This window comes from Amycolatopsis halotolerans (genome assembly GCF_042647905.1).
Lineage (GTDB): Bacteria > Actinomycetota > Actinomycetes > Mycobacteriales > Pseudonocardiaceae > Amycolatopsis > Amycolatopsis halotolerans.
Genome location: NZ_JBHRWI010000066.1, coordinates 1 through 23,670, shown reverse-complemented (window position 1 = coordinate 23,670; position 23,670 = coordinate 1). Strand labels below are relative to the sequence as shown.

General features: G+C 69.6%; 20 protein-coding genes. 13 read left to right on the top strand and 7 right to left on the bottom strand.

Annotated features, from left to right (window positions below):
* The first annotated feature begins 7 nt into the window (after positions 1-7).
* Positions 8-613 carry a formylglycine-generating enzyme family protein gene (locus tag ACFORO_RS40790; RefSeq protein WP_377873097.1) on the top strand — a complete coding sequence of 202 codons (606 nt, stop codon included), beginning with the start codon at positions 8-10 and terminating at the stop codon, positions 611-613.
* Here the strand turns inward: ACFORO_RS40790 and ACFORO_RS40785 are convergent.
* The 3 genes from ACFORO_RS40785 to ACFORO_RS40775 are packed head-to-tail and all read right to left on the bottom strand — an operon-like array spanning position 610 to position 3,107.
* Positions 610-1,560, bottom strand: coding sequence for a squalene cyclase (locus tag ACFORO_RS40785; protein WP_377873069.1), 951 nt, complete (start codon positions 1,558-1,560; stop codon positions 610-612). The genes ACFORO_RS40790 and ACFORO_RS40785 overlap by 4 nt on opposite strands.
* A 21-nt stretch (positions 1,561-1,581) precedes the next feature.
* Positions 1,582-2,700 carry a winged helix DNA-binding domain-containing protein gene (locus ACFORO_RS40780; RefSeq protein ID WP_377873068.1) on the bottom strand — a complete coding sequence of 373 codons (1,119 nt, stop codon included), beginning with the start codon at positions 2,698-2,700 and terminating at the stop codon, positions 1,582-1,584.
* Positions 2,701-2,711: 11 nt separating this feature from the next.
* Positions 2,712-3,107 (bottom strand): DUF3224 domain-containing protein, encoded by a 396-nt coding sequence (locus ACFORO_RS40775; RefSeq protein ID WP_377873067.1) that lies wholly within the window; start codon positions 3,105-3,107, stop codon positions 2,712-2,714.
* Positions 3,108-3,169: 62 nt separating this feature from the next.
* Between ACFORO_RS40775 and ACFORO_RS40770 the strand changes: the two genes are divergently transcribed.
* Both ACFORO_RS40770 and ACFORO_RS40765 read left to right on the top strand, forming a co-directional pair.
* Positions 3,170-4,147 carry a helix-turn-helix transcriptional regulator gene (locus tag ACFORO_RS40770; RefSeq protein ID WP_354750770.1) on the top strand — a complete coding sequence of 326 codons (978 nt, stop codon included), beginning with the start codon at positions 3,170-3,172 and terminating at the stop codon, positions 4,145-4,147.
* A gap of 38 nt (positions 4,148-4,185) precedes the next feature.
* The gene (locus tag ACFORO_RS40765) at positions 4,186-4,992 is read left to right on the top strand and encodes a uroporphyrinogen-III synthase (protein WP_377873066.1); all 807 of its coding nucleotides are present in this window, start codon (positions 4,186-4,188) and stop codon (positions 4,990-4,992) included.
* Here the strand turns inward: ACFORO_RS40765 and ACFORO_RS40760 are convergent.
* Both ACFORO_RS40760 and ACFORO_RS40755 read right to left on the bottom strand, forming a co-directional pair.
* Positions 4,989-5,810, bottom strand: coding sequence for a siderophore-interacting protein (locus ACFORO_RS40760; RefSeq protein WP_377873065.1), 822 nt, complete (start codon positions 5,808-5,810; stop codon positions 4,989-4,991). The genes ACFORO_RS40765 and ACFORO_RS40760 overlap by 4 nt on opposite strands.
* A 595-nt stretch (positions 5,811-6,405) precedes the next feature.
* The gene (locus ACFORO_RS40755; RefSeq protein ID WP_354744809.1) at positions 6,406-6,735 is read right to left on the bottom strand and encodes an MGMT family protein; all 330 of its coding nucleotides are present in this window, start codon (positions 6,733-6,735) and stop codon (positions 6,406-6,408) included.
* A 116-nt stretch (positions 6,736-6,851) separates the two neighbouring features.
* Between ACFORO_RS40755 and ACFORO_RS40750 the strand changes: the two genes are divergently transcribed.
* Together ACFORO_RS40750 and ACFORO_RS40745 are read left to right on the top strand one after the other, a co-directional pair.
* On the top strand, positions 6,852-10,025 hold the full coding sequence (locus ACFORO_RS40750; RefSeq protein ID WP_377873096.1) for an ATP-dependent helicase: 3,174 nt from the start codon (positions 6,852-6,854) through the stop codon (positions 10,023-10,025).
* Positions 10,022-13,414 carry an ATP-dependent helicase gene (locus ACFORO_RS40745; RefSeq protein WP_377873064.1) on the top strand — a complete coding sequence of 1,131 codons (3,393 nt, stop codon included), beginning with the start codon at positions 10,022-10,024 and terminating at the stop codon, positions 13,412-13,414. The genes ACFORO_RS40750 and ACFORO_RS40745 overlap by 4 nt, the downstream gene beginning before the upstream one ends.
* 3 nt (positions 13,415-13,417) lie before the next feature.
* On the opposite strand, the gene ACFORO_RS40740 is transcribed toward ACFORO_RS40745, so the two are convergent.
* Positions 13,418-13,801, bottom strand: coding sequence for a DoxX family protein (locus tag ACFORO_RS40740; protein ID WP_377873063.1), 384 nt, complete (start codon positions 13,799-13,801; stop codon positions 13,418-13,420).
* A 106-nt stretch (positions 13,802-13,907) separates the two neighbouring features.
* On the opposite strand from ACFORO_RS40740, the gene ACFORO_RS40735 reads away from it, so the two are divergent.
* Positions 13,908-14,990: a potassium channel family protein gene (locus tag ACFORO_RS40735; protein ID WP_344288523.1), complete on the top strand. Its 1,083-nt coding sequence runs from the start codon at positions 13,908-13,910 to the stop codon at positions 14,988-14,990.
* 490 nt (positions 14,991-15,480) lie between these two features.
* Positions 15,481-15,951: a hypothetical protein gene (locus ACFORO_RS40730; RefSeq protein WP_354744803.1), complete on the top strand. Its 471-nt coding sequence runs from the start codon at positions 15,481-15,483 to the stop codon at positions 15,949-15,951.
* Between the two features lie 157 nt (positions 15,952-16,108).
* On the opposite strand, the gene ACFORO_RS40725 is transcribed toward ACFORO_RS40730, so the two are convergent.
* Positions 16,109-17,311: a neutral zinc metallopeptidase gene (locus ACFORO_RS40725; RefSeq protein WP_377873062.1), complete on the bottom strand. Its 1,203-nt coding sequence runs from the start codon at positions 17,309-17,311 to the stop codon at positions 16,109-16,111.
* Positions 17,312-17,509: 198 nt separating this feature from the next.
* On the opposite strand from ACFORO_RS40725, the gene ACFORO_RS40720 reads away from it, so the two are divergent.
* The 6 genes from ACFORO_RS40720 to ACFORO_RS40695 form a co-directional block, all read left to right on the top strand.
* Complete coding sequence (locus ACFORO_RS40720; RefSeq protein WP_377873061.1) at positions 17,510-19,018, top strand: hypothetical protein; 1,509 nt, start codon at positions 17,510-17,512, stop codon at positions 19,016-19,018.
* Complete coding sequence (locus tag ACFORO_RS40715) at positions 19,012-19,647, top strand: DUF4129 domain-containing protein (RefSeq protein ID WP_377873060.1); 636 nt, start codon at positions 19,012-19,014, stop codon at positions 19,645-19,647. Before ACFORO_RS40720 ends, ACFORO_RS40715 begins: the two co-directional genes overlap by 7 nt.
* A complete protein-coding gene (locus ACFORO_RS40710) occupies positions 19,644-20,783 on the top strand; it encodes a DUF4350 domain-containing protein (protein ID WP_354744795.1) in 1,140 nt (379 codons plus the stop codon). The genes ACFORO_RS40715 and ACFORO_RS40710 overlap by 4 nt, the downstream gene beginning before the upstream one ends.
* 11 nt (positions 20,784-20,794) lie before the next feature.
* Positions 20,795-21,745, top strand: a complete 951-nt coding sequence (locus ACFORO_RS40705; RefSeq protein WP_354744823.1) for an AAA family ATPase — start codon at positions 20,795-20,797, stop codon at positions 21,743-21,745.
* Positions 21,746-23,026 (top strand): DUF58 domain-containing protein, encoded by a 1,281-nt coding sequence (locus tag ACFORO_RS40700; protein ID WP_377873059.1) that lies wholly within the window; start codon positions 21,746-21,748, stop codon positions 23,024-23,026. It begins immediately after the preceding gene.
* A gap of 40 nt (positions 23,027-23,066) precedes the next feature.
* Positions 23,067-23,670 (top strand): hypothetical protein (locus ACFORO_RS40695; RefSeq protein WP_377896750.1); only part of this gene is annotated, 604 nt, incomplete at its 3' end.

Below are 23,670 nucleotides of genomic sequence, written 5' to 3'. Positions count from 1 at the left end.
GGTGCGGATGGTCTCCATTCCGGCGGGAACGGTGACGCTCACCGACCGGCGGACAGAACACAGCTGGACAGTCGACGTGCCCGCGTTCGAACTCGGCGCGATGCCGGTCACCGAGGAGCAATACCGCGGCGGCGGAGAGCTGCCCGCGGTCGAGGTGTCCTGGTTGGACGCTGTGCGGTTCTGCAACACACTGTCCGAACGCGACGGATACTCGCCCGCTTACCTGATCGGCGACGAGGTGGAGTGGGATCGATCTGCCTCCGGCTACCGGCTGCCCACTGAGGCCGAATGGGAACATGCTTGCCGCGCTGGCACCGACGGCCCGAGGTACGGCGACCTGGACGAGATCGCCTGGTACGAAGGAAACTCCGGCGGTCGGCTCCATTCGCCCGGCGAGAAGCTGCCGAATGCCTGGGGTGCCTACGATTTGCTCGGCAACACTTGGGATTGGTGCTGGGATCTTTACGACCCGGCGGTGTACGGCGAGTATCGAGTGCTCAAGGGTGGCGGCTGGGCGGATGAACACTGGAGCGTCCGGGTGTCGGTGCGCCGCCGGAGTCACCCGACGTTCCGGGTGGACGACGTCGGCTTTCGCGTCGCCCGGTCTGGTTAGGACTGTGCGGAGTCCCACCAGGACAGGATTCGGGTGCCGTACAGCGTCAGCCACTTCGAGGGTTCCCCGGCCGGAACGTCGACCTCGAACCACATGTCGCCGTTGAGCCGACCGTCCTGCAGCCAGGTTCCGTCCGGCTGCCGGGCGGCGCGAACCCGCTCCACTGCGTCGGCGAGGCGCGGGTCGGGCGGGATGTCGTCCACAATGGCGGCTTCACGGAAGTGCTCGACCGCGTTGATCGCGCTGTAATGCCACCGCACCGGATACGCGAAATGATCCACCCACGACGCCACCTGCTCGCCGGTCGAGAGCCGGTACAGCAGACGGCGTTCCAGCAGATACTCCTCACCAGCACGGCGGGCGGCATGCGTCTCGTCGGTGCCGCCGGTCGCGATGTCGTAGGCGAGCAGGCCCTTCACCGCGTTCAGCGTCGAGTGGAAGGACGAGCGTTTCGACCCGTCGACCCATTCGCAGTTCCAGCCGCCGTCGGCCAGTTGATGCTCGGTGAACCAATGGACGAGCTTCGAAACGTCCACGCCGAGCCAGCCGCCGTTCGCGAGGGTCCAGGCGTTGATGCAGACGTCGACCTCGCCGTCCCAGTAGGGCAAATCGTGATATTCCCACCGAGAGTTCTCGGCGATCAATTCCGCGGTGCGCCGAGCGCGCAGCACCGCCGGGTCCAGGCCCCATTCACGCAGCACGTTGAGCGACCAGGTGGTGGCCGTCCACGGCTGTCCGGTGTCCGGACCGGGTTTGAATTGCGCCGGGAAGAATGCGCCGCCGGCCCATTGCCCGTCCGGGTCTTGCTTCGCGAGGAGCTGCGCGCCGAAGCCCTCGGTCGCGATCTTGTGCCGGGTGGCCGTCCAGACGTCGGGCGGCGCGTCCGCTAAGTCCCGTTCGACCTGCCAGCGCAGCGTCGGGTCGGAGTCGAGCAGCCATTTCAGCACGTCAGGACTTTAGCCCGCAGGTCAACCCCACGTCACGGAAAAGTCCTGGCAACCCCGTGCGGCCGCGACCCGGGCCGCCTCGTCCTCGGCGGTTTCGCGGTCCGAACGGCGGAGCGGATCGAATTCGGCGAGCGAGAAGGCCAGCCGTTTGCCGGACGCTTTCATCCGCCAGGTACCCATAATCTCGCCGTCGACCAATAACGCGCCGGGGCTGCCGAGGATTTTCCACACCTCTTTCGCCCGCGCTTTGTCCGGCACGAGCACGGCCTTGTCGCGGCCCTGTGTGTACGGATCAAGCGGCGGCAACAGGCGTACTCCAGCAGCCGAGGGAGGGTTCTCGAGTGCGGACAGCCGGTCAGCCGGGATGAAGGTCCGTCGTCCGTCCACTTTGACCTCGGCGAGCGAGGCAGGCCAAGTCTCGCTTACCGAAGTCTTTGCGGTGCCGAGAAATCCCGCCGAGTCGCCTTGCGTCGCGGGTCCGTTGAATCGCAGATACTGCTCAATCAAGCGCGAAACCGCCGCCGGGGTCGGGCGCGTGGACATCCGTCCGCGATCCTCCAGCGGCGCGAGCGTCGCCGGGGACTGCCCGGCTTCGAGCCGCGCACCGCCGTGCAGGGAGGCGATCCGCATGAGCTGCTCGTGCACGTGAGTGGCGTTGCAGCCGCGGCACCAGCGGCTGAACGCGGGCGGCAACAGCTTGGTGATCTCACCGCTCACCACGCCCTTGGTCATCGGCTTGGTGACCACCTTGCGGATCGCTCGCGCGGTAGTGAACACAATGTCCACAGGGGACACATCAGCGGCCTGGATGTCCTTCTTCTGCCACAACATCCGGGCCAGCGCGTCCGGATCGTCGACCGGCACCAAGGCGGCGGTCAACTCGGGCAAATCGGTGCGCCGGTGGAAATGCGGCGCGCCCCGGTGCGACCACACCAGGGCGAGCCGCGCATCGTCCACAAGAGACTCCGGCGTGACCGGGTCCGGCATCCGCGCGGTCAGGGAGAGCGCAGCGGTGTCGCGCATGCTGTCCTGCAAGCCGAGGTCCAGCAGCGGCAGGTCGTACGGATCGGCGACCGAGCGGTGCAGCCCCTGCTCGGCGATCCGGTACGCCAGCGCCTGTTCGCGCGACACCTCCAGCATCCCGGCCTCCTTCAGATCTGGTAGTCGAAGGTGTACGACACGGTCGGCTCGCCCAGCACGCCGTGCACTGTGCCGGTGCCGCTGATGCCTGCCAGCTCGCCGGTCCCGGAGCCCGGCACGACCTTGAATTCCGAGCGGATGCTCTTCGGGTCGAAACCCCACTCCTGACGGACGACGAACGTGCCGCGGCGGCCGTCGACAGTGCCCTCGAACCGGTCGTAGCCCGGCGACGTGGTCGCGCCGCCGTCGTAGCCTTCGCCTGGGTAGTACAGCAGGTAGTCGCCGGTGGCCGCACCCTGGATGACGCCCGAGTACTCCATCGCGGCGTGCACGTACGCGACGCGGGGGCTGCCCTCCTCGCCGCTCGCCACGTGCTCTTCCCACTTCGTCATGCCAAACGTGTTCATGCCGCTTACTCAAGCACTCATACCTGCCATCTTGTGTCAGGTATTTCAGTCATACTTGCCGCATGCGTGCCGGCCGTTTGCTCACCGTGCTTCTCCTGCTGCAGAACCGCGGCCGGATGACCGCCGAGGAATTGGCCGCTGAGCTGGAGGTTTCGGTCCGGACGGTGTACCGGGACATCGACGCGCTGTCGGCCTCGGGCGTGCCGGTGTACGCCGACCGCGGCCGCAGCGGCGGCTACCAGCTCGTCGACGGCTACCGGACCCGGCTGACCGGTCTCAACGAGGACGAGGCCCAGTCGCTGGCGCTGGCCGGGCTCCCGGTGGCGGCCGCTGAGCTGGGGCTCGGCACGGTGCTGGCGGCGGCGCAGCTGAAGCTGTACGCCGCGTTGCCGCAGGAGCTGCGCAGCCGCGCCGGTCGCGTCGCCGAACGGTTCTACCTCGACGTTCCCGGCTGGCATCGCGGCATCGAAAGCCTGCCGACGCTGTCCGCGGTCGCCGACGCGGTGTGGTCCGCGCGGCGGATCCGCGTCCGATACGAACGGTGGGGGCAGCGCGAGGTCGAGCGGGTGCTGGAGCCGCTCGGACTGATCCTCAAAGCGGGCAACTGGTACCTCGCCGCCCGGTGCGAGGGGACCGATCGCACCTACCGGATTTCGCGCATCCACGAGCTGACCGACCTCGGCGAGGAGTTCGAGCGACCGGCGGAATTCGACCTCGCCGGTTACTGGCAGGAGTGGTCTGAGCAGTTCGAACGCCGGATGTACCCCCGAACGGCGACAGTGCGCCTCTCGCCGCGTTCCCAAGCTCTCGTACCGTTCTATGCGGGCAGTGTCGGTGCCCGGGCGCTTCGCGAGGCAGTCGCCGCCGGAGCGGAACCGGACGGCGACGGATGGTTGACCATCGATCTCCCGGTCGAACCGGGAGAAGCGGCGATCGGCGAACTGCTGCGGTTCGGGCCGCACTTGGAGGTGCTCGCGCCGGAGGACCTGCGGACGGAACTGGCGGCGGCGATCCGGGAGATGGGTCAGAGGTATGAGTGAGCTGGACAGGGCACGTTCGCCGGAGACGAGGCAAACGGATGGGTGAACTGGACGGTGTGCGGATCGGCGTCACGGCCGAACGGCGCGCGGACGACCTGATCGGCGCGTTGCTCCGGCACGGCGCGGAAGTGCGGCACGCGCCGACAATCACGATCGTCCCGCTGGCCGACGATCCGGAACTGCGCCGAGGCACCGAAGCCGTCCTCGCCGCGCCCATCGACCTCACCGCGATCACCACCGGCGCTGGGTTCCGCGGGTGGCTCGACGCCGCCGAAGGCTGGGGTCTTCGCGACGCGCTGTTGGACGCGCTGGCCGGGTCGCGCATCTTCGCGCGCGGGCCGAAAGCGGTCGGCGCGGTGCGTGGCGTCGGTCTGCGCGAGGAGTACTCCGCGCCCGGCGAGACCAACGACGAGCTGTTCAGCGCGCTCACCGAAGTCGGTGTCGACGGCGCGCGCGTGGCGCTGCAACTGCACGGCGCGCCGCTGCCGGAGTTCACCGATCCGCTAGCCGCAGCCGGGGCGTCGGTGCTCGCGGTGCAGCCCTACCGCTGGCACACGCCGTCGAATCCGGAGCCGGTGTTCTCGTTGATCCACGAAGTGCTGTCGGGAGAACTGGCCGCATTGGTGTTCACCAGCGCCCCGGCCGCGACGAACTTCCTGACGCTCGCCGACCAATCCGGGCACGGCACGGAGCTGCGCGAGACCCTGCGCGATGGCACGGTCGTCTGCGCGTGCGTTGGTCCGGTAACTGCGGCACCGTTGGAGGCAGCCGGAATCCGCACGCTACAGCCGGAGCGTCAGCGGCTAGGCGCGTTGGTGAAGCTAGTGGTCGCGAAGCTCGGTTAGGACGCTTCGGCCTGCTGTCGTCCGGCGGCTTCTTCGCTGAGGCCTTGCCGCCAGTAGCCGGTGAAGCAGATGGCGGTCTTGTCGAAGCCACGCTCGCGGACAAGGTGTCGCCGAACGAGCTTCACAACGCCTGCTTCGCCGGACACCCACGCGTACGGCGTGCCGTTGGGCAGCTCGGCCGCGCGTACGGCGTCTACGAGCGCTTCGCCGTGCGTACGCGCGCCGCGGACCACCCAATGCACTTCGACCGCACCGTTGGTCTCGAAGGTCTGTCGCTCCGCGCGGTCCGGAATCTCGACGTACACCGACGCGCGCGCCGACTGCGGCAGCCTCTCGAGAATCCCACCGATCGCCGGCAGCGCTGTCTCGTCGCCGACCAGCAGCTGCCAGGTCGTCCCGTCCGGCACGTCGTACAACCCGTGCGGCCCGAGGAACGCGACGCGCCCGCCGACCTCCGCCTGCCCGGCCCACGTCGACGCCGGGCCGCCGCTGTCCTCGTGCAGCACGAAGTCGACGTCCACCTCGCCGCTCTCCGGACGCGCCGCGCGCACCGTGTACGTCCGCATCGGCGGCCGGACGTCGTCGGGCATCGCGAGGTAGCGGCGATACCAGGACAGGACGTCGTCCTCGCCCGTCTCGGCGGGCGGCAGGTGCGGCTCCTCGTGGCCGGGGAGCGGGAAGAACACCTTCACGTACGCGTCCGGCGCCGCCGGGCCCGCCGCCGCGAGCCCCGGGCAGTCGAACGTGACCCGAGCCATGTGCGGGGTGACCCGCCGGACCGCGATGACCTTGCCGGGGTGGTAAGTGAGGACGCCCATGAGGTGAGGCTAACCTAAAAAGAGTGGGCCGGGCTATGGCTGGGGAGGATGGCGGGCGCCACGTTTTCCGGGATTAGGCGGGATCCGGTTGTCGTTGATGAGGCTGGCTGCGTCCGTGGGGGCCCTGCTCGCCTCGGAGGATGGTGCGGGCTCGGCCGCGAGATCGCGGCTTGGAGGCGATGAGAAGGTCCGTGAAGGGCTCCTTGCGGGAATCTAGTTCCCTCAAGGAGCCCTTCACGGACCTCTGCGGGAGTGGGAGTGGGGAACCGCCCCGGCCCGCTTCGCCCCGGCCGCGCGACACCACTGCCAAAACCCCAATGTGGCATTGGGTGCATCTGACGCACCGAACGCCACATTGGGTGCGTGGGACGCACCCAATGTGGCATTGGGGCGGAGTCCTGCCGAGCCATGCAGAAGTCGTCTCCGGCAAGCCGTGGCCCGCGAGCCGTCGTGCGGGAGCCGCAACCTCGTCGCCGCGCGCGCCGGGCCTGGCCGGACGGTCGCCGAGCGGATGGCTCGGCCGGGTCGGCACGAATCCCGGTGTCATCGCGCCGGGGGCGGTGGCTGGTCGCCGTGCAGAGATCGTGCGGAAGCTCTAGAACAAGCCGGGCGGCTCGTCCTCGTCGGGCTCGTCCCCGTTCGGTCGCCAGCGGTACTTCCGCAGGTCCACCTTTTCGCCGTCCGCCAGCACGCCCTCGGCGCGCAGTCGCTCCAGCTGTTCGTGCAGCAGGTGCGGCGCGGGGGTGCCGTTCGCGCGGAGGATGCGGTGCCAGGGGAGGTCGTGGCCGTCCTCGGCTAGGGCGCGGCCGACCATGCGCGGGGAGGGGGCACCGGAGAGCGCCGCGACGTCGCCGTACGTCGCGACTGTCCCCGCGGGTACGTCGGCGATGACTGCGCGTATCCGCTCGTGCAGTTCGTCGTTCATGACCCGGCAGATGATAGTCCCGCCGAGGGGTGTGCCGGTGCGCCACCCGGGTGAGCGGGCATGGTTCCATCGCTGATGTGCACGTGCGGAGAGCAGGGAACGGACAGGCGCGGCTGGTGCGCCCGCCGGTCCCCGCCGCACCCACGTTCACCTGGGACGAGGACGCGCGGCGGCTGCTGTCGGCACCCTCGGGATTCCGCCGCGTGCTCGGCGGGCCGGGCACCGGCAAGACGGCGTTGCTCGCCACCGCGGCCGCGCGCCGGATCGCGGAGGGGGCGGATCCGGAGAGCGTGCTGCTGCTCACGACGTCCCGCCGGGCGGCGGACGCGCTGCGGGCCGACCTCACGCGACGGCTCACGTCCGATCCGGACCAGGAGTCTCCGCTGCCGCGCACGGTGAGTGAACCGCTTGTGCGCACAGTGCATTCGTACGCGTTTTCCTTGCTGCGCCTGGAAGCTCGCGCCGAGGAACTGCCGCCGCCGCGGTTGCTGGCGGGAGCGGAGCAGGACGTGGTCGTGCGCGAACTGCTGGAGGGCGACCTGGAGGAGGGCGCGACGGGGTGGCCGGAGCAGTTGCGTCCGGCGCTGACCGTGCCGGGGTTCGCCGAGGAGCTGCGCGACCTGCTGATGCGGGCGGCCGAGCGGGGGCTCGGGCCGGAGGACCTGACCGAACTCGGGCATCGCCAGGACCGCGAGGAGTGGGTCGCCGCGGGGCACTTCTGGGCGCAGTACGAGGAGGTCACCCAGCTGCAGGGGGCTGGCGGAAACGCGCTCGGCCTGCCTGCCGCGCCCGCGCTCGACGCCGCTGAGCTGGTGACGTCGGCGTTGCTCGCGCTGGAGGACGACGAGGAGCTGCGCGAGCGCGAACGAGGCCGGGTCCGGCACTTGTTCGTGGACGACGCCCATCACCTGGATCCGTTGCAGGTCCAGCTGATCCGCACGATCGGGCACACCGCGGAGGAATTCGTGGTGGCCGGAGATCCGGACCAGTCGGTGTTTTCTTTCCGTGGTGCGGACCCGAAGCTGTTCGCCGATTCCGACAACGACGGCGCCCGGACCGTCATGCTGACCACGTCGCACCGGCTCGCTCCGACGGTCCGGGCGGCGGTCGCGAAGCTCGGTGCGACGTTGCCGGGCGCCTCGGCGCATCGGAAGTTGGTTACCCCGCAAGGGAAACGCGGCGGCAAGGTGCGGGTGCGGCTGATGCCGACTCCGGCGGCGGAGGCGAGCTGGATCGCCGATCAGCTGCGTCGAGCGCATCTCGTTGACGGGGTGCCGTGGTCGGAGATGGCGGTGCTGGTGCGGTCCCCAGCGCGGACTTTCCTTGTGTTGCAACGTGCTTTGCGTGCGGCTGGCGTGCCGATCGGTTCGGCTACTGAGGAATTGCCGTTGGCGAAGCATTCCGCGGTACGGCCGTTGCTGGCGGTGTTGCGGATCGCGGCGGAACCGGAATTGCTGGACGTCGACATCGCGGAGATGCTGCTGTCCTCGTCGCTTGGCGGGGCTGATCCGTTGGCGTTGCGGCGGTTGCGGCGCGGGCTCCGTCGGCTGGAGTTGGCTGGCGGCGGGCAGCGGTCGAGCGACGAACTGCTCGTGGAAGCGTTGCGGGGCGGGGACATTCTCGTCGGGCTCGCCGACAACGAGGCGCTGCCGGTCCGTCGGGTCGGCAAGCTGCTGAGTGTCACGCACCAGGCGGTGAGCCGTGGTGACGGCGTCGAGCCGGTGCTGTGGGAGCTGTGGCAGGCGAGCGGGTTGCAGGAGCGGTTGCTGCGGCTGGTGGATCGCGGCGGTTCGCTGGGCGCGCAGGCTGATCGTGATCTGGACGCAGTGGTGGCGTTGTTCGATTCGGCGGGCCGGTATGCCGACCGGTTGCCTAAGGCGAGTGTCGCGGCGTTCGCGGATTATCTGTCGTCGCAGAACATCGCGGGAGACACGCTTGCCCCGGCGGCGATTCCGGGTGAAGGGGTTTCGCTGCTCACCGCGCACGCGTCGGCGGGTCGTGAGTGGACAGTCGTCGCGGTCGCCGGGGTGCAGGAGGGCGCGTGGCCCGATATGCGGCTGCGCGGTTCGTTGCTAGGTGTGGAGCGGCTGGTCGACTTCCTGTCCGGAGTGGACGAACACGACAAGGTGTCCGCGATCGCGCCGATCCTTGCCGAGGAGCGGCGGCTGTTCTACCTCGCGGCGAGCCGGGCCCGCCGGACGCTGCTGGTCACCGCGGTGGCCGGGGAAGACGAGCAGCCGTCCCGATTCCTCGATGATTTGGAAGAGAACGGCGCCGACGACGGCATGCTCGACTCCCGGATGAAGCCGCCGGGACGGTCGCTCGTGCTGGCCGAATTGGTCGGCGAATTGCGCGAGGTCGTGTGCGACGACAAGGCTGATCCGGAACGTCGGCAGCGGGCGGCGAAGCAGCTTGCCCGGCTGGCTGCCGCCGGGGTTCCGGGGGCGCATCCGGACACTTGGTACGGGTTGATGGAAGCGTCCACAGAGGATCCGGTGCACGGTCCGGGCGACCTCATGCGGATCTCGCCGTCCACTGTGGAAATCCTGGTCAAGTGCCCGCTGCGCTGGCTGATCGAACGGCACGGCGGCAGTGATCCGGCGCAGCTGGCAGCGGTGACCGGAACGCTCGTGCACGGTCTGGCGCAGGCGATCGCGGGCGGGAGTACCGAGGAGCAGATCCAGGCCGCGCTGGACGAGGCGTGGGTTCGCGTGGACGCTGGTGCGCCGTGGTTCTCCCGGCGCGAACGGTCCCGCGTGGAACTGATGCTGCGCAACTTCGTGTCGTGGCTGGAAAAGTCGCGGCAGGAGCTGATTGAGGCCGGGGTCGAGCAGGACATCGAGGTCGAGTTGCCGATGGGCGACGAAGAGGTGCGCGTGCTGCTGCGCGGGCGCGTCGACCGGGTCGAGATGGACAAGGACGGGCGTCCGGTGATCGTGGACATCAAGACCGGCAAGGTCCCGGTGTCCGGTGCGGACGCGGAGAAACACCCGCAGCTCGCCGCGTATCAGCTGGCGGTGCTGCTCGGCGCGGTCGAGGGCAAGAACACGCCTGGCGGCGCGAAACTCGTCTACGTCGCCAAGGGGAACAACAAAACCGGGGCCACGCAACGGGATCAGCCGCCGATGGACGAGGACAGCGGTCGTGAGTGGCTGGAACTCGTGCGATCCGCCGCGGCTGCGGCAGTCGGCCCGGATTACCAGGCGCACGAGAACGCCGACTGTGACCGGTGCCCGGCACGCGGTTGCTGCCCGCTGCGTCCGGAAGGGCGTCAGGTGACCGGACCGTGAGCCCGGTGGTGCTCGCCAACCCCGTCGGACCCGCGGAAATCGCTGACGCACTGGGGTTGCACCGTCCGACGCCCGAGCAGGCGACCGTGATCGCGTCGCCGGTCGAGCCGTCGCTGGTCGTCGCGGGCGCGGGCGCGGGCAAGACCGAAACCATGGCCGCGCGCGTGGTCTGGTTGGTGGCCAACGGAATCGTGAGTCCGGAACGGGTGCTCGGCCTGACCTTCACCCGGAAAGCCGCGCGTCAGCTCGGGGAGCGGGTGCGGGCGCGGCTTCGGCGGCTTGCTGGTTCGGGACTGCTGGAGCGGATCGATCCGTCGGGTGCGTTGCGGTCCACTGTGGTCGCGGGCGAGCCGACTGTGCTGACTTATCACGCGTATGCCGGGCGTTTGCTGTCGGAACACGGTTTGCGGCTTCCGGTGCAGCCGGGCGTCCGGTTGCTGTCGGAGACTTCGTCGTGGCAGCTCGCGCACCGAGTGGTGTCCACTTGGGACAATGACCTGGACACCGACCGCGTGCCGCCGACGGTGACCGCGCAGCTGCTCGCGCTGGCCGGTGAACTGGGCGAGCATCTGATTTCGACGGAGAAGCTCGGGCAGTACACCGAGTGGCTGTGCGAGGTCATCGAAAACGCTCCGCGGGCTAAAGGCCAGCGCGCGTCGCTGCCGGTGAAACTTCAGGATGTGCTGGCAGCGCAACGATTCAGGCTCGCGCTGCTGCCGTTGGTCGAGGATTACCACCGGCGCAAGCGGGCGGAAGGCGCGCTGGATTTCGCGGACCAGATGTCGTTGGCCGCGCAGCTCGCGGACAGCTATCCGGCAGTGGTCACGGGGGAGCGCGAGCGTTACGGCGCCGTGCTGCTCGACGAATACCAGGACACTGGGCACGCACAGCGAGTGTTGCTGCGGTCGTTGTTCGGCGGCGTTGATCATCCGCCGATGCCGGTGACTGCGGTGGGTGACCCGGCGCAGGCGATTTACGGCTGGCGCGGAGCGAGTGCGGCTAACCTGCCCCGGTTTACCACGGACTTTCCGCGTCGCGGCGAGGAACGGCTCGAAACCGCACACGAATTCGGGCTGCTCACGAGTTTCCGCAATCCGCCGGAAATTCTGGAGCTGGCCAACGCGATCTCGGAACCGTTGCGGCAGCGCGGACTTGGCGTCGAACGGTTGCGGGCGCGGGACGGTGCCGGCCCGGCGGACATCGCGGTCGCGTTGCTGCCGGATGTGCGCGCGGAACGCGAGTGGGTCGCCGACGCGATGGCGCAACGTTGGCATGCGGAGAAAGAAGAATCCGGCAAGCCGCCGACGGCTGCGGTCCTGGTGCGGCGACGGGCGGACATGGCCCCGATCGCGGCGGAAATGCGGATGCGCGGGCTGCCGGTGGAAGTCGTGGGTCTCGGCGGATTGCTGGACGAACCGGAGGTCGCCGACCTCGTGTCCACGCTGCGGGTGCTCGCCGATCCGCTCGCGGGCAGCGCGGCTGCTCGGCTGCTGACCGGTGCGCGCTGGCGGATCGCGGCGGCGGATGTCGCGGCATTGTGGCGGCGGGCCAACCAACTCACCTCGCCCGAGCCGCGCGCGAAGGAGGGCGAGGAACCGGAGCTGGTCGCCGAGCGCGCGGAACAAGCCGGACTGATCGACGCCGTCGACGAACCCGGCGCGCCCGAGCGTTATTCCGCGGAGGGGTACCGCCGAATTCGCCGTATCGGTGCGGAATTGACCGCATTGCGTCGTCGGCTGGATCAGTCGCTGCCGGAATTGGTGGCGGACGTCGAACGCACGATGCTGCTGGATGTCGAATCGCTCGCCCGTCCAGGATCGGCTGGCCGCGCGCATTTGGACGCGTTCGCCGAGGTGGTTACTGATTACGCGGAAACCGCGCCGACTGCGACTCTTTTGTCCTTTGTGGACTACTTGAACACCGCGGCACACGCGGAAGACGGTCTCACTCCTGGTGAAGTGCAGGTGGTTCCGGACCGGGTGCAGGTGCTCACCGTCCACTCGGCCAAGGGGCTGGAATGGGAAGTGGTGGCTGTCCCGCACCTGGTGGCTGAGGTGTTCCCGGGCAAGCGTCGTTCGTCGTCATGGTTGCGCACTTCTACCGCGCTGCCTGCGCATTTGCGCGGCGACTCGGCGGATCTGCCGAAGCTGCAGGTCGCGGAAGGCTATGACCGCAAGGAAGTGCAAGAAGCCCTGGAATTGCACGAGGAAGGGTTCGTCGCGCGCGAAGCCGATGAGGAGCGACGGCTGTGTTACGTCGCGCTGACCCGTTCCGAACGCGCGCTGCTCGTTTCCGGGCATTGGTGGAACGAAAGCAGCACGCGCGCTAAAGGACCGTCGATCTTCCTGTCCGAGATCGCCGAGGTGATGGGCGAGGCCGATCCGCCGCTGGGCGTGGTGGACGTCTGGGCGGACGAACCGGAGGAGGGCGAGGAGAACCCGCTGGTCGCGGACTCGCGGACGGCGAAGTGGCCGGTGGATCCGCTGCGCGACCGGCGGTCCGGCGTGGCCACCGGGGTGGATCTGTTGCGGGCGGAAATGGCCGCCCTGGAAGAAGAACCCGAGCCGGAACCCAAAGCGGAGCCCGAACCAGAAGCCGAGCCTCTCCCCGCAGCCGAGGACGACGAAATCCCGCTGCCGCCGGAACCCGAGGACGAAGAGGAGTACCTGCCAGACGACTTCGAAGACGACGAAGACGTCATCGACCCGGAAGACCCGGACGGCTGGGCCGCCGACACCGACGTCCTGCTCGCCGAACGCGCCCGCTCGCAGTCCACAGTGGATCGCGTCGCACTGCCCGCGCAGCTGAGCGTGAGCCAACTGGTGGACCTGGCTTCCGATGCGGACGCTCTAGCGCAACGCCTGCGTCGCCCGCTTCCGTTGCCGCCCAACACCTTCGCCCGCCGCGGCACCGCATTCCACAGCTGGCTGGAGCAACGCTTCTCCGGCGACCGACTGCTGGAGATCGACGACCTCCCCGGCGCGGCCGACGTCGGCGAGGCTCCGGACACCGATTTCGAAGCCCTGCAAGAAGCTTTCGAGAACAGCGAATGGTCCGACCGTGTCCCGGTGGCCGTGGAGGTGCCGTTCTCCGCAGACGTCGAAGGCATCACCCTGCGCGGCCGGATGGACGCGGTCTACGCGGATCCGGACGGCGGCTGGACCGTTGTGGACTGGAAAACCGGATCCGTCCCGTCCGAAGAACGGCTGCCAGCACTGGCTGTTCAGCTCGGCGCGTACCGATTGGCCTGGGCGGCGCTGAAGAAAGTCCCGGTGGAACAGGTGCGCGCGGCTTTCCACTATGTCCGACCTGGACACACGCTGCGCCCGGCCGATCTGCTGGACGCGGAAGGCCTGCGTGCCCTGCTGCGCAACGTTCCCCGCGAGTAGGAGCTACGCCCGATCGCGCACGGTCAACGCCCAGTTCACCAACGGCCACTGCATCGGCAACCGCAGCCACGCCACCGCACGATCCCGCGCCGGACGGCCGCGGCGCTGATAGTCCAGCGCCATTTTCACGTTCCCCGGGAACACCCCGACGAACAGCAGCGCCGCCGCCAACCCGCCCAGCCGGCGCGTGCGCGGCAGCGCGATCCCGGCGGCGACGGTCAACTCGGCGACGCCCGAGGCGTAGGTCCACGTGCGCCGGTCACCGGGCAGCTCTTTCGGGACCAGCGCGTCGAACGGCTTGGGCCGGGCGAAGTGCAGGACGCCCGCCCCGGCCAGGAGAGCGGCGAGAAGATGGGCCGGACGTTGCGACGCGCGAGGCTCGGACATGCGGCAAGCCTGCCACAGCATGATCGCGGTGACGGGTGTGCGGGTGCTCCGATTGGGTTATCCTCCCCGCTGTGAGTGACGCCGAACGCGCGCGGGGAGCCGGTGCATGAAGGCCTTGAAACGGCTGCCCCTGAACGTCCGGTTGAACGACCGGCCCGACCACGAGCTCGTCGGCGTGATCCGGATGCCGGAGCTGACCGTCAGCCCGATGCGGGCGATCGTCAAGCGGATCATCGGCGCGCTGCTGGCGCTGCTCGCCACGGTGCTGATCGTCTACCTCGACCGGGACGGCTACCGCGACGCCAACGGCGACGGCCTCTCGCTCCTCGACTCGCTTTATTACGCGACAGTTTCCCTCTCGACCACCGGCTACGGCGACATCGCCCCGGCCACCGCGTCGGCGCGGCTGGTGAACGTCATCGTGATCACGCCGCTGCGGGTGCTCTTCCTCATCGTCCTCGTCGGGACCACCCTGGAAGTGCTCACCGAGCGCTCCCGGCAGGCGTTCAAAATCCAGAAGTGGAGGACGAAGGTGCGTGACCACACCGTCGTCGTCGGTTTCGGCACGAAGGGCCGCTCGGCGGTCAACGCGCTGCTCGGCGACGAGGAGGTGCAGGCCAACCGTGTAGTGGTCGTTGACACCGACCAGCAGGCGCTGGATGCGGCGAGCGCGCTCGGGCTTGTCACCGTGCACGGATCGGCGACCAGGGCGGACGTCCTGCGCGTCGCGGGCGTGCAGCACGCGCGGGCCGTAGTGGTCGCGCCGAACCGCGACGACACGGCCGTGCTGGTCACCCTCACCGCGCGGGAGCTGGCCCCGAAGGCGCACATCGTGGCGTCGGTGCGCGAGGCGGAGAACGTGCACCTGCTGAAGCAGTCCGGGGCGAACCAGGTCGTGGTGTCGAGCGAGACCGCGGGGCGGCTGCTCGGGATGGCGACGTCCACTCCGCTTGTAGTGGACATGGTCGAGGACCTGCTGACCCCGGAATCCGGCCTGGCGATCGCCGAACGCGCCATCGAACCGAGCGAGGAAGGCGGCTCGCCGCGGCACCTGCCGGACACGGTGCTCGGCGTGGTGCGAGACGGGGTGCTTTACCGGGTGGACGCTCCGCAGGCGGACGCGCTGGAGCCGGGGGACCGGCTGCTGTACGTCAAGAAGGTCACGCAGGTCGATCACATCGAGCGCTGAGGGTGCCGGGTTCGGGCTGGTTCCGGACCGCTCCAATGTGGCGTTGGGTGTGCTGAACGCACCGAATGTGGCGTTGGGTGCGTCGCACGCACTCGGGGGTCGTCTCAGCGGAAGCTGTGCGCGGCCCCGCTACGGCGATGCGGAGTGCTGGCTGGGCCGCGTGGCTCCCTGCTCCCGGCAGCGCCGGACCGGGCCCGTCGACCAGGAAGACCCCGTGCACCGTCGAACCGGCACCCGCTACTGAGAAACCCCAATGTGGCGTTGGGTGCGTCTGACGCACCCAATGTGGCATTCGGTGCGTGGGATGCACCCAATGTGGCATTGGGGTGGGATTCGGGCCAGGTCGGTCGGGGTCGGTGGGCGGCGGCGGGTGCCGTGGCATCGGGCGGCGGACGGCAGCGAGTGACGGTGCTCTCGCGGCGGGCGGCGGGGTCCCCCGTGCGCGGGCACCTCACTGGGTTTTGCCCCCGGCATCTGGAAGCATGGTGTCGTGCAGGTTTCCGACCCTCCGCATAAGAGCCCCGTCAAGCGGTGGCTGCAGGTGGGCATCCCGATCGCGACCGGGGTGCTCGTCGTGGTCTTGACGTGGCTCGCCGGCCCGGGGCTGCTCGGCATCCACGCGAAGTCTCCCGGCGCGCCGGTGGACGCCCAGATCACCAAGGCCGTCGACTGCTCTGTTCCCGGGGCGGCCGAATCGGTCTCGTTCCAGCTCGGCGGCAAACCGCGCCAGGGCACGCTCGACAGCTGCGGGCACGGCAAGGACGAGCACCTCCAGGTGGTGGTCCCGGACGACGCCCCGGACAGCGGCGTCGTCTCCGTCAGCACTCCGGACACCTCGGCGGGTTCGCAGGACCTGCGTGCGCCGATCGCGCTGGCGCTGCTGGTGTTCGCCTGCTTCTGCGGCGGGATGTACGCGTACCTGGTGATCCGCGGTTCGGGCAAGCTCGCGCTGCTCAGCTGACGCGACACCGCAGCCGCGCTCGGCAAACCACTACAGCCGCAGCGCCAACCCTCACCGAAACTTAGCCGCAATCGGCGAACCACTACACCTGTAGTGCCAACAGTGCGCCGGACACAGCCGCCCGCCGCGAACCACTACGAACGCAGTGGCGACCAGTTCAGCTGACGTCCGAAGCGGACGCCGCGAAGGTGTTGCAGTCCGCGATCCGGTTGTCCTTCGCCCCGGCGCGCCACCACTGCGCGTAGTGCGCGTTGGTGCCGTGGTCGTGGCTGCGGGAAGTGTTGTCGCCGCGGGTTTCCTGGTCGTTCCAGGCCTTGTTGTACATGTCGCGGGTGATCGTGCCGCCGCGGTCGACGTGCGCGCCCAGGAACATTCCGGAGAAGCACTGCGCCTGTAGTTCTTTGCGGCGCGACATGTCGAGGCCCTCGGGGCTGTTCTGCCCGGCCGCGTAGATCTTCTGCCACGCGGCGTCCATGATGCCGGCGACTTCCTGCACGTGGTGGCCGTACTCGTGGGCGAACAGTGCCAGGTAGACACCGGGGTTGTTGCCGTACTGGTCGGTCTGCAGGCCCTTGAACGGGACGTACAGGTTGTTCTCGCAGTAGTACGCCGCGGTCGCGATGCCGACCTGGATGGTGCCGCATTCGGTGTCGAAGCTCGGCCCGGTCGGGAAGTGCAGCGCGGGCGGCGTGAACGGCAGGTTGTAGGACTCGAGGAACGGGCCCCACGCCGCGTCGAGGCACTTGCTCGCGGCGGTGAAGAACGCTTCCGCGCCGTCCTGCGTGCTGGCCCACTGCGGAAGGTTGCAGACGAGGTTCTGGAGGCCGGCGTTGCGGTCCTGCAGGATCGGGTGATCGGCCAGCTTCAGGATCTTGTGCGGGCCCGCGCTGACCGAGGTGCTCGGGCTTTCCGACGAACTGGACGGCGCGCTCGAAGCGGTGGACGAGCCGCTGGTGGGCGGCAGTTCGTAGGCAGACGTCGGCGAGGGCGGCGCGGCCTGGTAGCCGGCGTTGCTCGGACCCGACCCGCGGTTCAGCGAAACGATCGCGACGACGCCCAGCGCCAGCACCGCGACCGCGCCGAGGCACAGGCCCACGATCAGGCCGGTCGGTTTGCGCGGCGGCACCGGATAGGACGGCGGCGGCTGCTGCCACGGCGGGCCCTGCGGCGGCGGACCTTGCGGCGGCGGGCCCTGATACGGCGGCTGCTGTCCCTGGTACGGCCCTTGTCCCGGCTGTGCCTGGTACGGACCTTGCGCCTGACCCGGGTACTGGCCCGGCGGCACCGGTCCTTGCCCCGGCACCGGCGGCGGTTGAACGGTCCCGCGTGGCGGCACCTGGCCGTAGGGCGGTTGCGTCATCAGGGCAGTCCCGGTGGGTCTCGGCGCGGGCCGGGCGTACCCCGGCTTGCCGTTCAGCATATCGGGGGATGCCCGGCGCGCCGCAGCACTTCGCCGGACTGCCTCCTCGCCCGGACGTCCCCCCAGGTCTGGCCGGGTGCGGGCGGCTCTGGAAGAGTGACGGCAGCAACCGCAGGGCCGTGCAGACGAGGGGCTCCGATGACACATTCACCCGGTTCGCCCGGGCCGGGGGACGACACGCCTACGCCGAGCCGGGGCTTCGCGAGCCCCGACCCCGGCGCGTCCGCCGCCACCCCGCCGGAGACCGGCGAAACGGACACCTCGTCCTCTGGTGCCGGAATTTCGTCGTCCGCCAGCGAAAACTCCGGTTCGTCCGGGGAGATGCAGGCCGCTTCGGACGGTCCGACTGGCGCTGATCCGTCGCCTGCCAGCGAAAACGCGACTGGCGCCACGCCGCCGCCGGGCTGGGCGAGTCCGGCTGGCGCGGCTCCGTCGCCTGGCAGCGAAAGTCCGGCTGACCCGACGTCGCAGCAAGGCGGGCAAAGCCCGGCTGGCGCGTCTTCGCCTTCTGCCGGTGAGAATCCGGCAGCCCCGCGGCCGGGGAGCGAGACCTCGGCTGGAGTGTCTTCGTCTTCCGGCGGCGAGAACGCGGCTGGCGCCACTCCGGGACAGCCCGGCGCGTTCCCGCCTCTTGGCGCGACCCCGCCCCCGGCGGGCGGTCAGTGGCAATCCCCGGGCCAGCAACCGCTTCCGCAGTACCCCGGCGGCGGCTACGGCCGTCCCGGCGCCGGCTGGAGCCCGCACGGGCTGGGCAAACCGGGCGTGATCGCGTTGCGCCCGTTGAACGTCGGCGACATCCTCGACGGCGCGATCACCGCGATCCGCCGGTACCCGTTGCTGATCCTCGGGGTGGCCGCGGTCGTCGCGGTGATCTCGGCGGGGCTGAACCTCGTCGCGTCGCTGTGGCTGGTGCCCGATTTCAACCGGGTCGCCCAGCTCGGACCGGCCGCGACGCAGCAACAGCAGCTCGACGCGGCGTACAGCCTGCTGGGCTCCGCACTCACCGCGCTGCTGCCGACGCTCGTGATTTCCATGCTGGCGCAGACTTTCCTCACCGGCTTCCTCACCGTGGTGATGGGCAAGGCGGTGCTCGGCCGTCCGGTCGACTTCGGTTCGGCGATGCGCGAAGCCGCGCCGCGCCTGCTGCCGCTGCTGGCGGTCACCATCCTTTACACGCTGGCCACGATCGTCGCCGCGGCGTTCTGCCTGCTGCCCGCCGTGCTGCCGTATGTGTTCTGGTCGCTCACCGGTCCCGCGCTGGTGCTGGAACGCGGCACGATTGGGCAGGCGTTCACGCGGTCGCGCCAGCTCGTGTCGGGCATGTTCTGGCGGGTGTTCGGGATTCTGCTGCTGGCGGGCGTGATCGGCTGGATCATCTCGGCGATCATCAGCATTCCGTTCAGCGTCGGCTCGGGCGCGTTCAGCGGCCTCTTCGACCCGCAGGCGACCCTGCCGAAGGTGACGACCGGCGGGCTCGTGCTGCAATCGGTGGGCAAGGTGATCGCGGAGACGATCATCATGCCGTTCACCGCGCTGGTCACCGTGGTGCTCTACATCGACCAGCGGATGCGCCGCGAGGGCATGGACATCGAACTGGCAAGGGCGGCGGGCATCCAGCCGCCGCAACCGCCGCAGCAGGCGTGGTGATCGGTTTTCTCGCCGACGTCCCGGTCGACATCGACCGGGACCCCGCCCGGCTGCGGGCGGCCCAGGAACTGACCGACCCGGGTTACGCGGCCGCGCGGCCGGGCTTTCTCGAGCAGGTCTGGCAGTGGCTCGGACGGCGGATTTCCGAGCTGTTCAACGCGTTGTCCGGGGTGCCCGGCGGCCCGCTCGGCCTGGTGCTGGTGCTGGCATTGGTGATCGTGCTGATCGTGGTCGTGCGGCTGCGGGTGGGCAAGGTCGGCCGGTCCGCGAAAACGTCCGGCGAGGTGTTCAGCGGACGGCGGCAAACCGCTGACGAGTACCGGGAAGCCGCCGAGGAAGCCGCTGCTCGCGGCGATTTCGCCGACGCGGTGCGGGACCGGTTCCGCGGGCTCGTGCGGGGGATGGAAGAGCGCGCGCTGCTTGACGTCCGTTCCGGCCGGACCGCGGACGAAGCCGTCGCCGAAGCCGGAAGGTTCCTGCCGGACCTCGCCGTTGAGCTCACGGCCGCCGCGCGGCAGTTCGACGACGTCCACTACGGCGGCCGGCCGGGCACCGAAACCGGTTACCGTGCTTTGTCTGAATTGGACGAACGCGTCCGTCGTGCCCGACCGGTTTTGGCGGACGCATGAGCACTGCTGTTTCGCCGGATCTGCGCCGAATCTGGCGTGGCGCCCGGGTTCCGCTCGCGATTCTCCTGCTGATCGTGATCGTCGCGATGGTCATCGTGCTCAGCCGCGGAAAGCAGACCAGCGGCGAATTCGACCCCGGTTCCTACGAACCGCGCGGCAGTCACGCTCTCGCGCATTTGCTGGAGCAGCAAGGCGTTCAAGTCCGCGCCGTGCATTCGCTCGCCGAGGCGCGGGATGCGGCCGACAGCGGAACTCTGCTGATCACCGCGCCGCAATTGGTGCCGACGAACGGGTTGGCCGACCTGCGACGCCGGGTCTCGCACCTCGTGCTCGTCGCGCCCGGATCGACCGCGCTGGGCATGGCCGCGCCGACAGTTTCCCCGGTGGGCGCTGGAGATGTCCGTACGCTGCAACCGGGTTGCACGGTCGGCGCGGCGGTCAGCGCCGGTTCGGTCACGCTCGGCGGACGGCACTACAGCACCGACGACAAGACAGCGCGCACCTGTTATCGCGACGGCAGCGAACCGAGTTTCGTGCAGCTGGCCGACCGGACCGGCACTGTGACCGTGCTCGGTGCCGCGGACGCGTTCACCAACGACCAGATCGCCAAGGAAGGCAACGCCGCGTTCAGCATGCGGCTGCTGGGCGATCACCGGCAGCTGACCTGGTACGTGCCGTCCACAGAGGACTCAGCGCTGGCCGGCGACAAGAAGCCGTTCGTCGACCTGATCCCGCCGGGCTGGCGCTACGGTGCGCTGACCGCCGGAATCGCGATCGTCCTTTTCGCACTGTGGCGTGCGCGGCGGCTCGGGCCGGTGGTGCGCGAACCGCTGCCGGTGGTCGTGCGGTCGGCGGAAACGGCGGAGGGCCGGGCCCGGCTGTACCGGCGGGGCGGCGCGACCGGGCACGCGGCGGAGACCTTGCGTGAGGCAGCCAGGACACGGCTGCGGAAGAGACTGGGATTGCCGCGCGACGCCGGCCCGCCCGCGGTGGTGGAGACGGTGAGCGCGCGGACCGGCCGGGCGCCGAACGAGGTCGGGGCGGTGCTGTACGGCCCGTCGCCGTCCGACGAGACGGCGCTGGTGCGGCTGGCGGACGAACTGGACGCGGTGGAACGAGAGGTGGAGCGTTCTTGAGTACCGAACAGATGCAGGACGCGCGGGCGGCCCTGATCGCGTTGCGCACCGAGGTCGGGAAGGCAGTGGTCGGCAACGACGCGGCCGTCACCGGGCTCATCCTCGCGCTGCTCTGCCGGGGGCACGTGCTGCTGGAAGGCGTGCCGGGCGTCGCGAAAACGTTGCTGGTGCGCGCTTTGGCGGCGTCGCTGGACCTGAAGACGACGCGGGTGCAGTTCACGCCGGACCTGATGCCGGGCGACGTCACCGGGTCCATTGTGTACGACGCGCACAGCGGCGAGTTCTCCTTCCGCGAGGGTCCGGTCTTCACGAATCTGCTGCTGGCGGACGAAATCAACCGGACGCCGCCGAAGACGCAGTCGTCGCTGCTGGAGGCGATGGAGGAGCGGCAGGTCTCGATCGACGGCACTTCGCGGCTGTTGCCGGATCCGTTCGTGGTGATCGCGACGCAGAACCCGGTGGAGTACGAGGGCACCTATCCGTTGCCCGAGGCGCAGCTGGACCGGTTCCTGTTGAAGCTGACCATGCCGGCTCCGTCGCGTGAGGACGAAATCGGCATTCTTTGGCGGCACGCACAGGGTTTCGACCCTCGGAACCTCGCTGCGGCGGGCGTGCGTCCGGTCGCCGGGGCGGCGGAGCTCGCGGCCGCGCGGGAAGCGGTCGCGAAGGTGACCGTCGGGCCGGAAGTGATCGGTTACGTCGTCGACTTGTGCCGTGCTACCCGGGAACTCCCGGCGGTGCGCATCGGCGTTTCTCCGCGTGGCGCAACGGCTTTGCTGGCCGTGACGCGTGCGTGGGCCTGGCTGTCCGGCCGGGATTACGCGACGCCCGACGACGTCAAGGCGCTCGCCCGTCCGGCGCTGCGGCACCGTCTCGACGTGCGGCCCGAAGCCGAACTCGAAGGCGTGACCGCGGACGGCGTCCTCGACCGGGTGCTGGCCTCCGTGCCGGTGCCGCGCTAAATGGCAGTCACCGGGCGGCTCGGGCTGCTAGCGCTCCTGGGGGCGCTGGTGGTCGGGCTGCTGTTCCCGTCCGGCACCGGCGTCGCGATCGTGGTCGCGGTGCTGCTGGTGCTGGTCGTCGTGGACCTCGTGCTGGCCGGGAGTGTGCGGGCGCTGCGTTTTTCGCGCAGCGGCACCACTTCCGTCCGGCTTGGGGAGCCCGCCGAGGTCACACTGACGGTGACGAACCCCGGCGGGCGCACCGTCCGGGGTTCCCTGCGCGATGCCTGGCCGCCGAGCGCCGGTGCCGACGACCGGCACGCTCTCGTTGTCCCTTCCGGCGAACGGCGCGCGTTGGCGACTGCGCTGCTCCCGACCCGTCGCGGCGACCGCGTCGCGGCCCGGGTGACCGTGCGCGCGGTGGGCCCGCTGGGCTTGGCCGCGCGGCAGGGTTCGCACGAGGTCCCGTGGGCGGTTCGGGTGCTGCCGCCGTTCCACAGCCGCAAGCATCTTCCTTCGCGGCTGGCTCGGTTGCAGCAGCTGGACGGTCGCAATGCCGTGTTGATTCGCGGCCAGGGAACGGAATTCGACTCCCTGCGCGAGTACGTGATCGGCGACGACGTCCGCTCGATCGACTGGCGCGCGACGGCCCGCGCTTCGGACGTGATGGTGCGAACGTGGCGTCCGGAACGCGACCGGCAGCTGGTTTTGGTGCTGGACACCGGCCGCGTCTCGGCCGGGCGGGTCGGCGACGCGCCACGGTTGGACGCGGCGATGGACGCGGCGCTTTTGCTGGCCGCGCTGGCTTCCCGGGCGGGGGACCGGGTCGATTTGGTGGCTTACGACCGTCGGGTGCGGGCTTCGGTTCCGAATGCTTCGACGCCGTCTTTGGTGAACGCCCTTGCCACGGTCGAACCGTCGCTGGTGGAGACGGACGCGCGGGGCATGGTGGCGGAAGTGCTGCGGCGGACTCGTCGGCGGGCTTTGGTGGTGTTGTTGACGGGGCTGGAACCGGCACCGTTGGAAGAGGGATTGTTCCCGGTGCTGGGGTCGTTGACGGCTCGGCATGAGGTGCTGGTGGCTTCGGTGGCGGACCCGCGGGTGGCGGAGATGGCGGCTTCGCGGGGCTCAGCGGAGGCGGTTTATGACGCTGCCGCGGCGGAACGCGCGTTGGCCGGCCGGGAGTCGTCGGTGGCTTGGCTGACTCGGCACGGGGTCGGGGTGGTGGACGCGGTGCCGGAAGAGCTGCCGCCCTCCCTCGCCGACCGCTACCTAGCCTTGAAAGCCGCAGGCCGGTTGTAAGCGGTACCCGGCGGCCACTGGGTGCGGCAGGATGAGGCGAGTGACTATCGAGGCTGACTCCGGGGCGCGCACCGATGCTGAGCTGTTGTTTGTCGCGGTGGACCTCGGCGCTTTGCCCGCCTTGGAAGCGGTGGAGCGCAACACGGTCGCGTTGCGTGCGCTGACCAGGCAGGCTCGGATGCTGGTGGCATTGCCGAGCATGCCGAACGCCGAGCGGTACCTCTATTACCGGCAGGATCGGGCACCGCGTCGTGATGCGCTGTGGCGTGGCGCGGTGCCGTTGAGCGAGGAGGGCTGGGCGGCAGACCTGCGGGTGGTCCGGATGTCCATGGCCAGCCCGTGGCAGGTGGTGCTCGCCGAGGTGGCGCGGGCATCGTCTCCGGTCGCCTACGGCGGTGCCGTGCTCATTGCGTTGCAGCAGCTGCTCAGGATGGTCATGGCTTGGCAACAGCACCGGGTCGAGTTGGAGCGAGCGGAACTCGATCTGCAAGCCCGCCGCCACGAGCTGGCTCTTCGGGTGATGCGCGAAAGCAGCACCGTGGTCGGTCAGCTGGCTTCCGAATCCGCAGACCCGGCAACGAAAGAACGGCCGTGTCATGACAACCGTGTAAGCCGCGGATGGACCAAGATCGGGTCGCTGACGG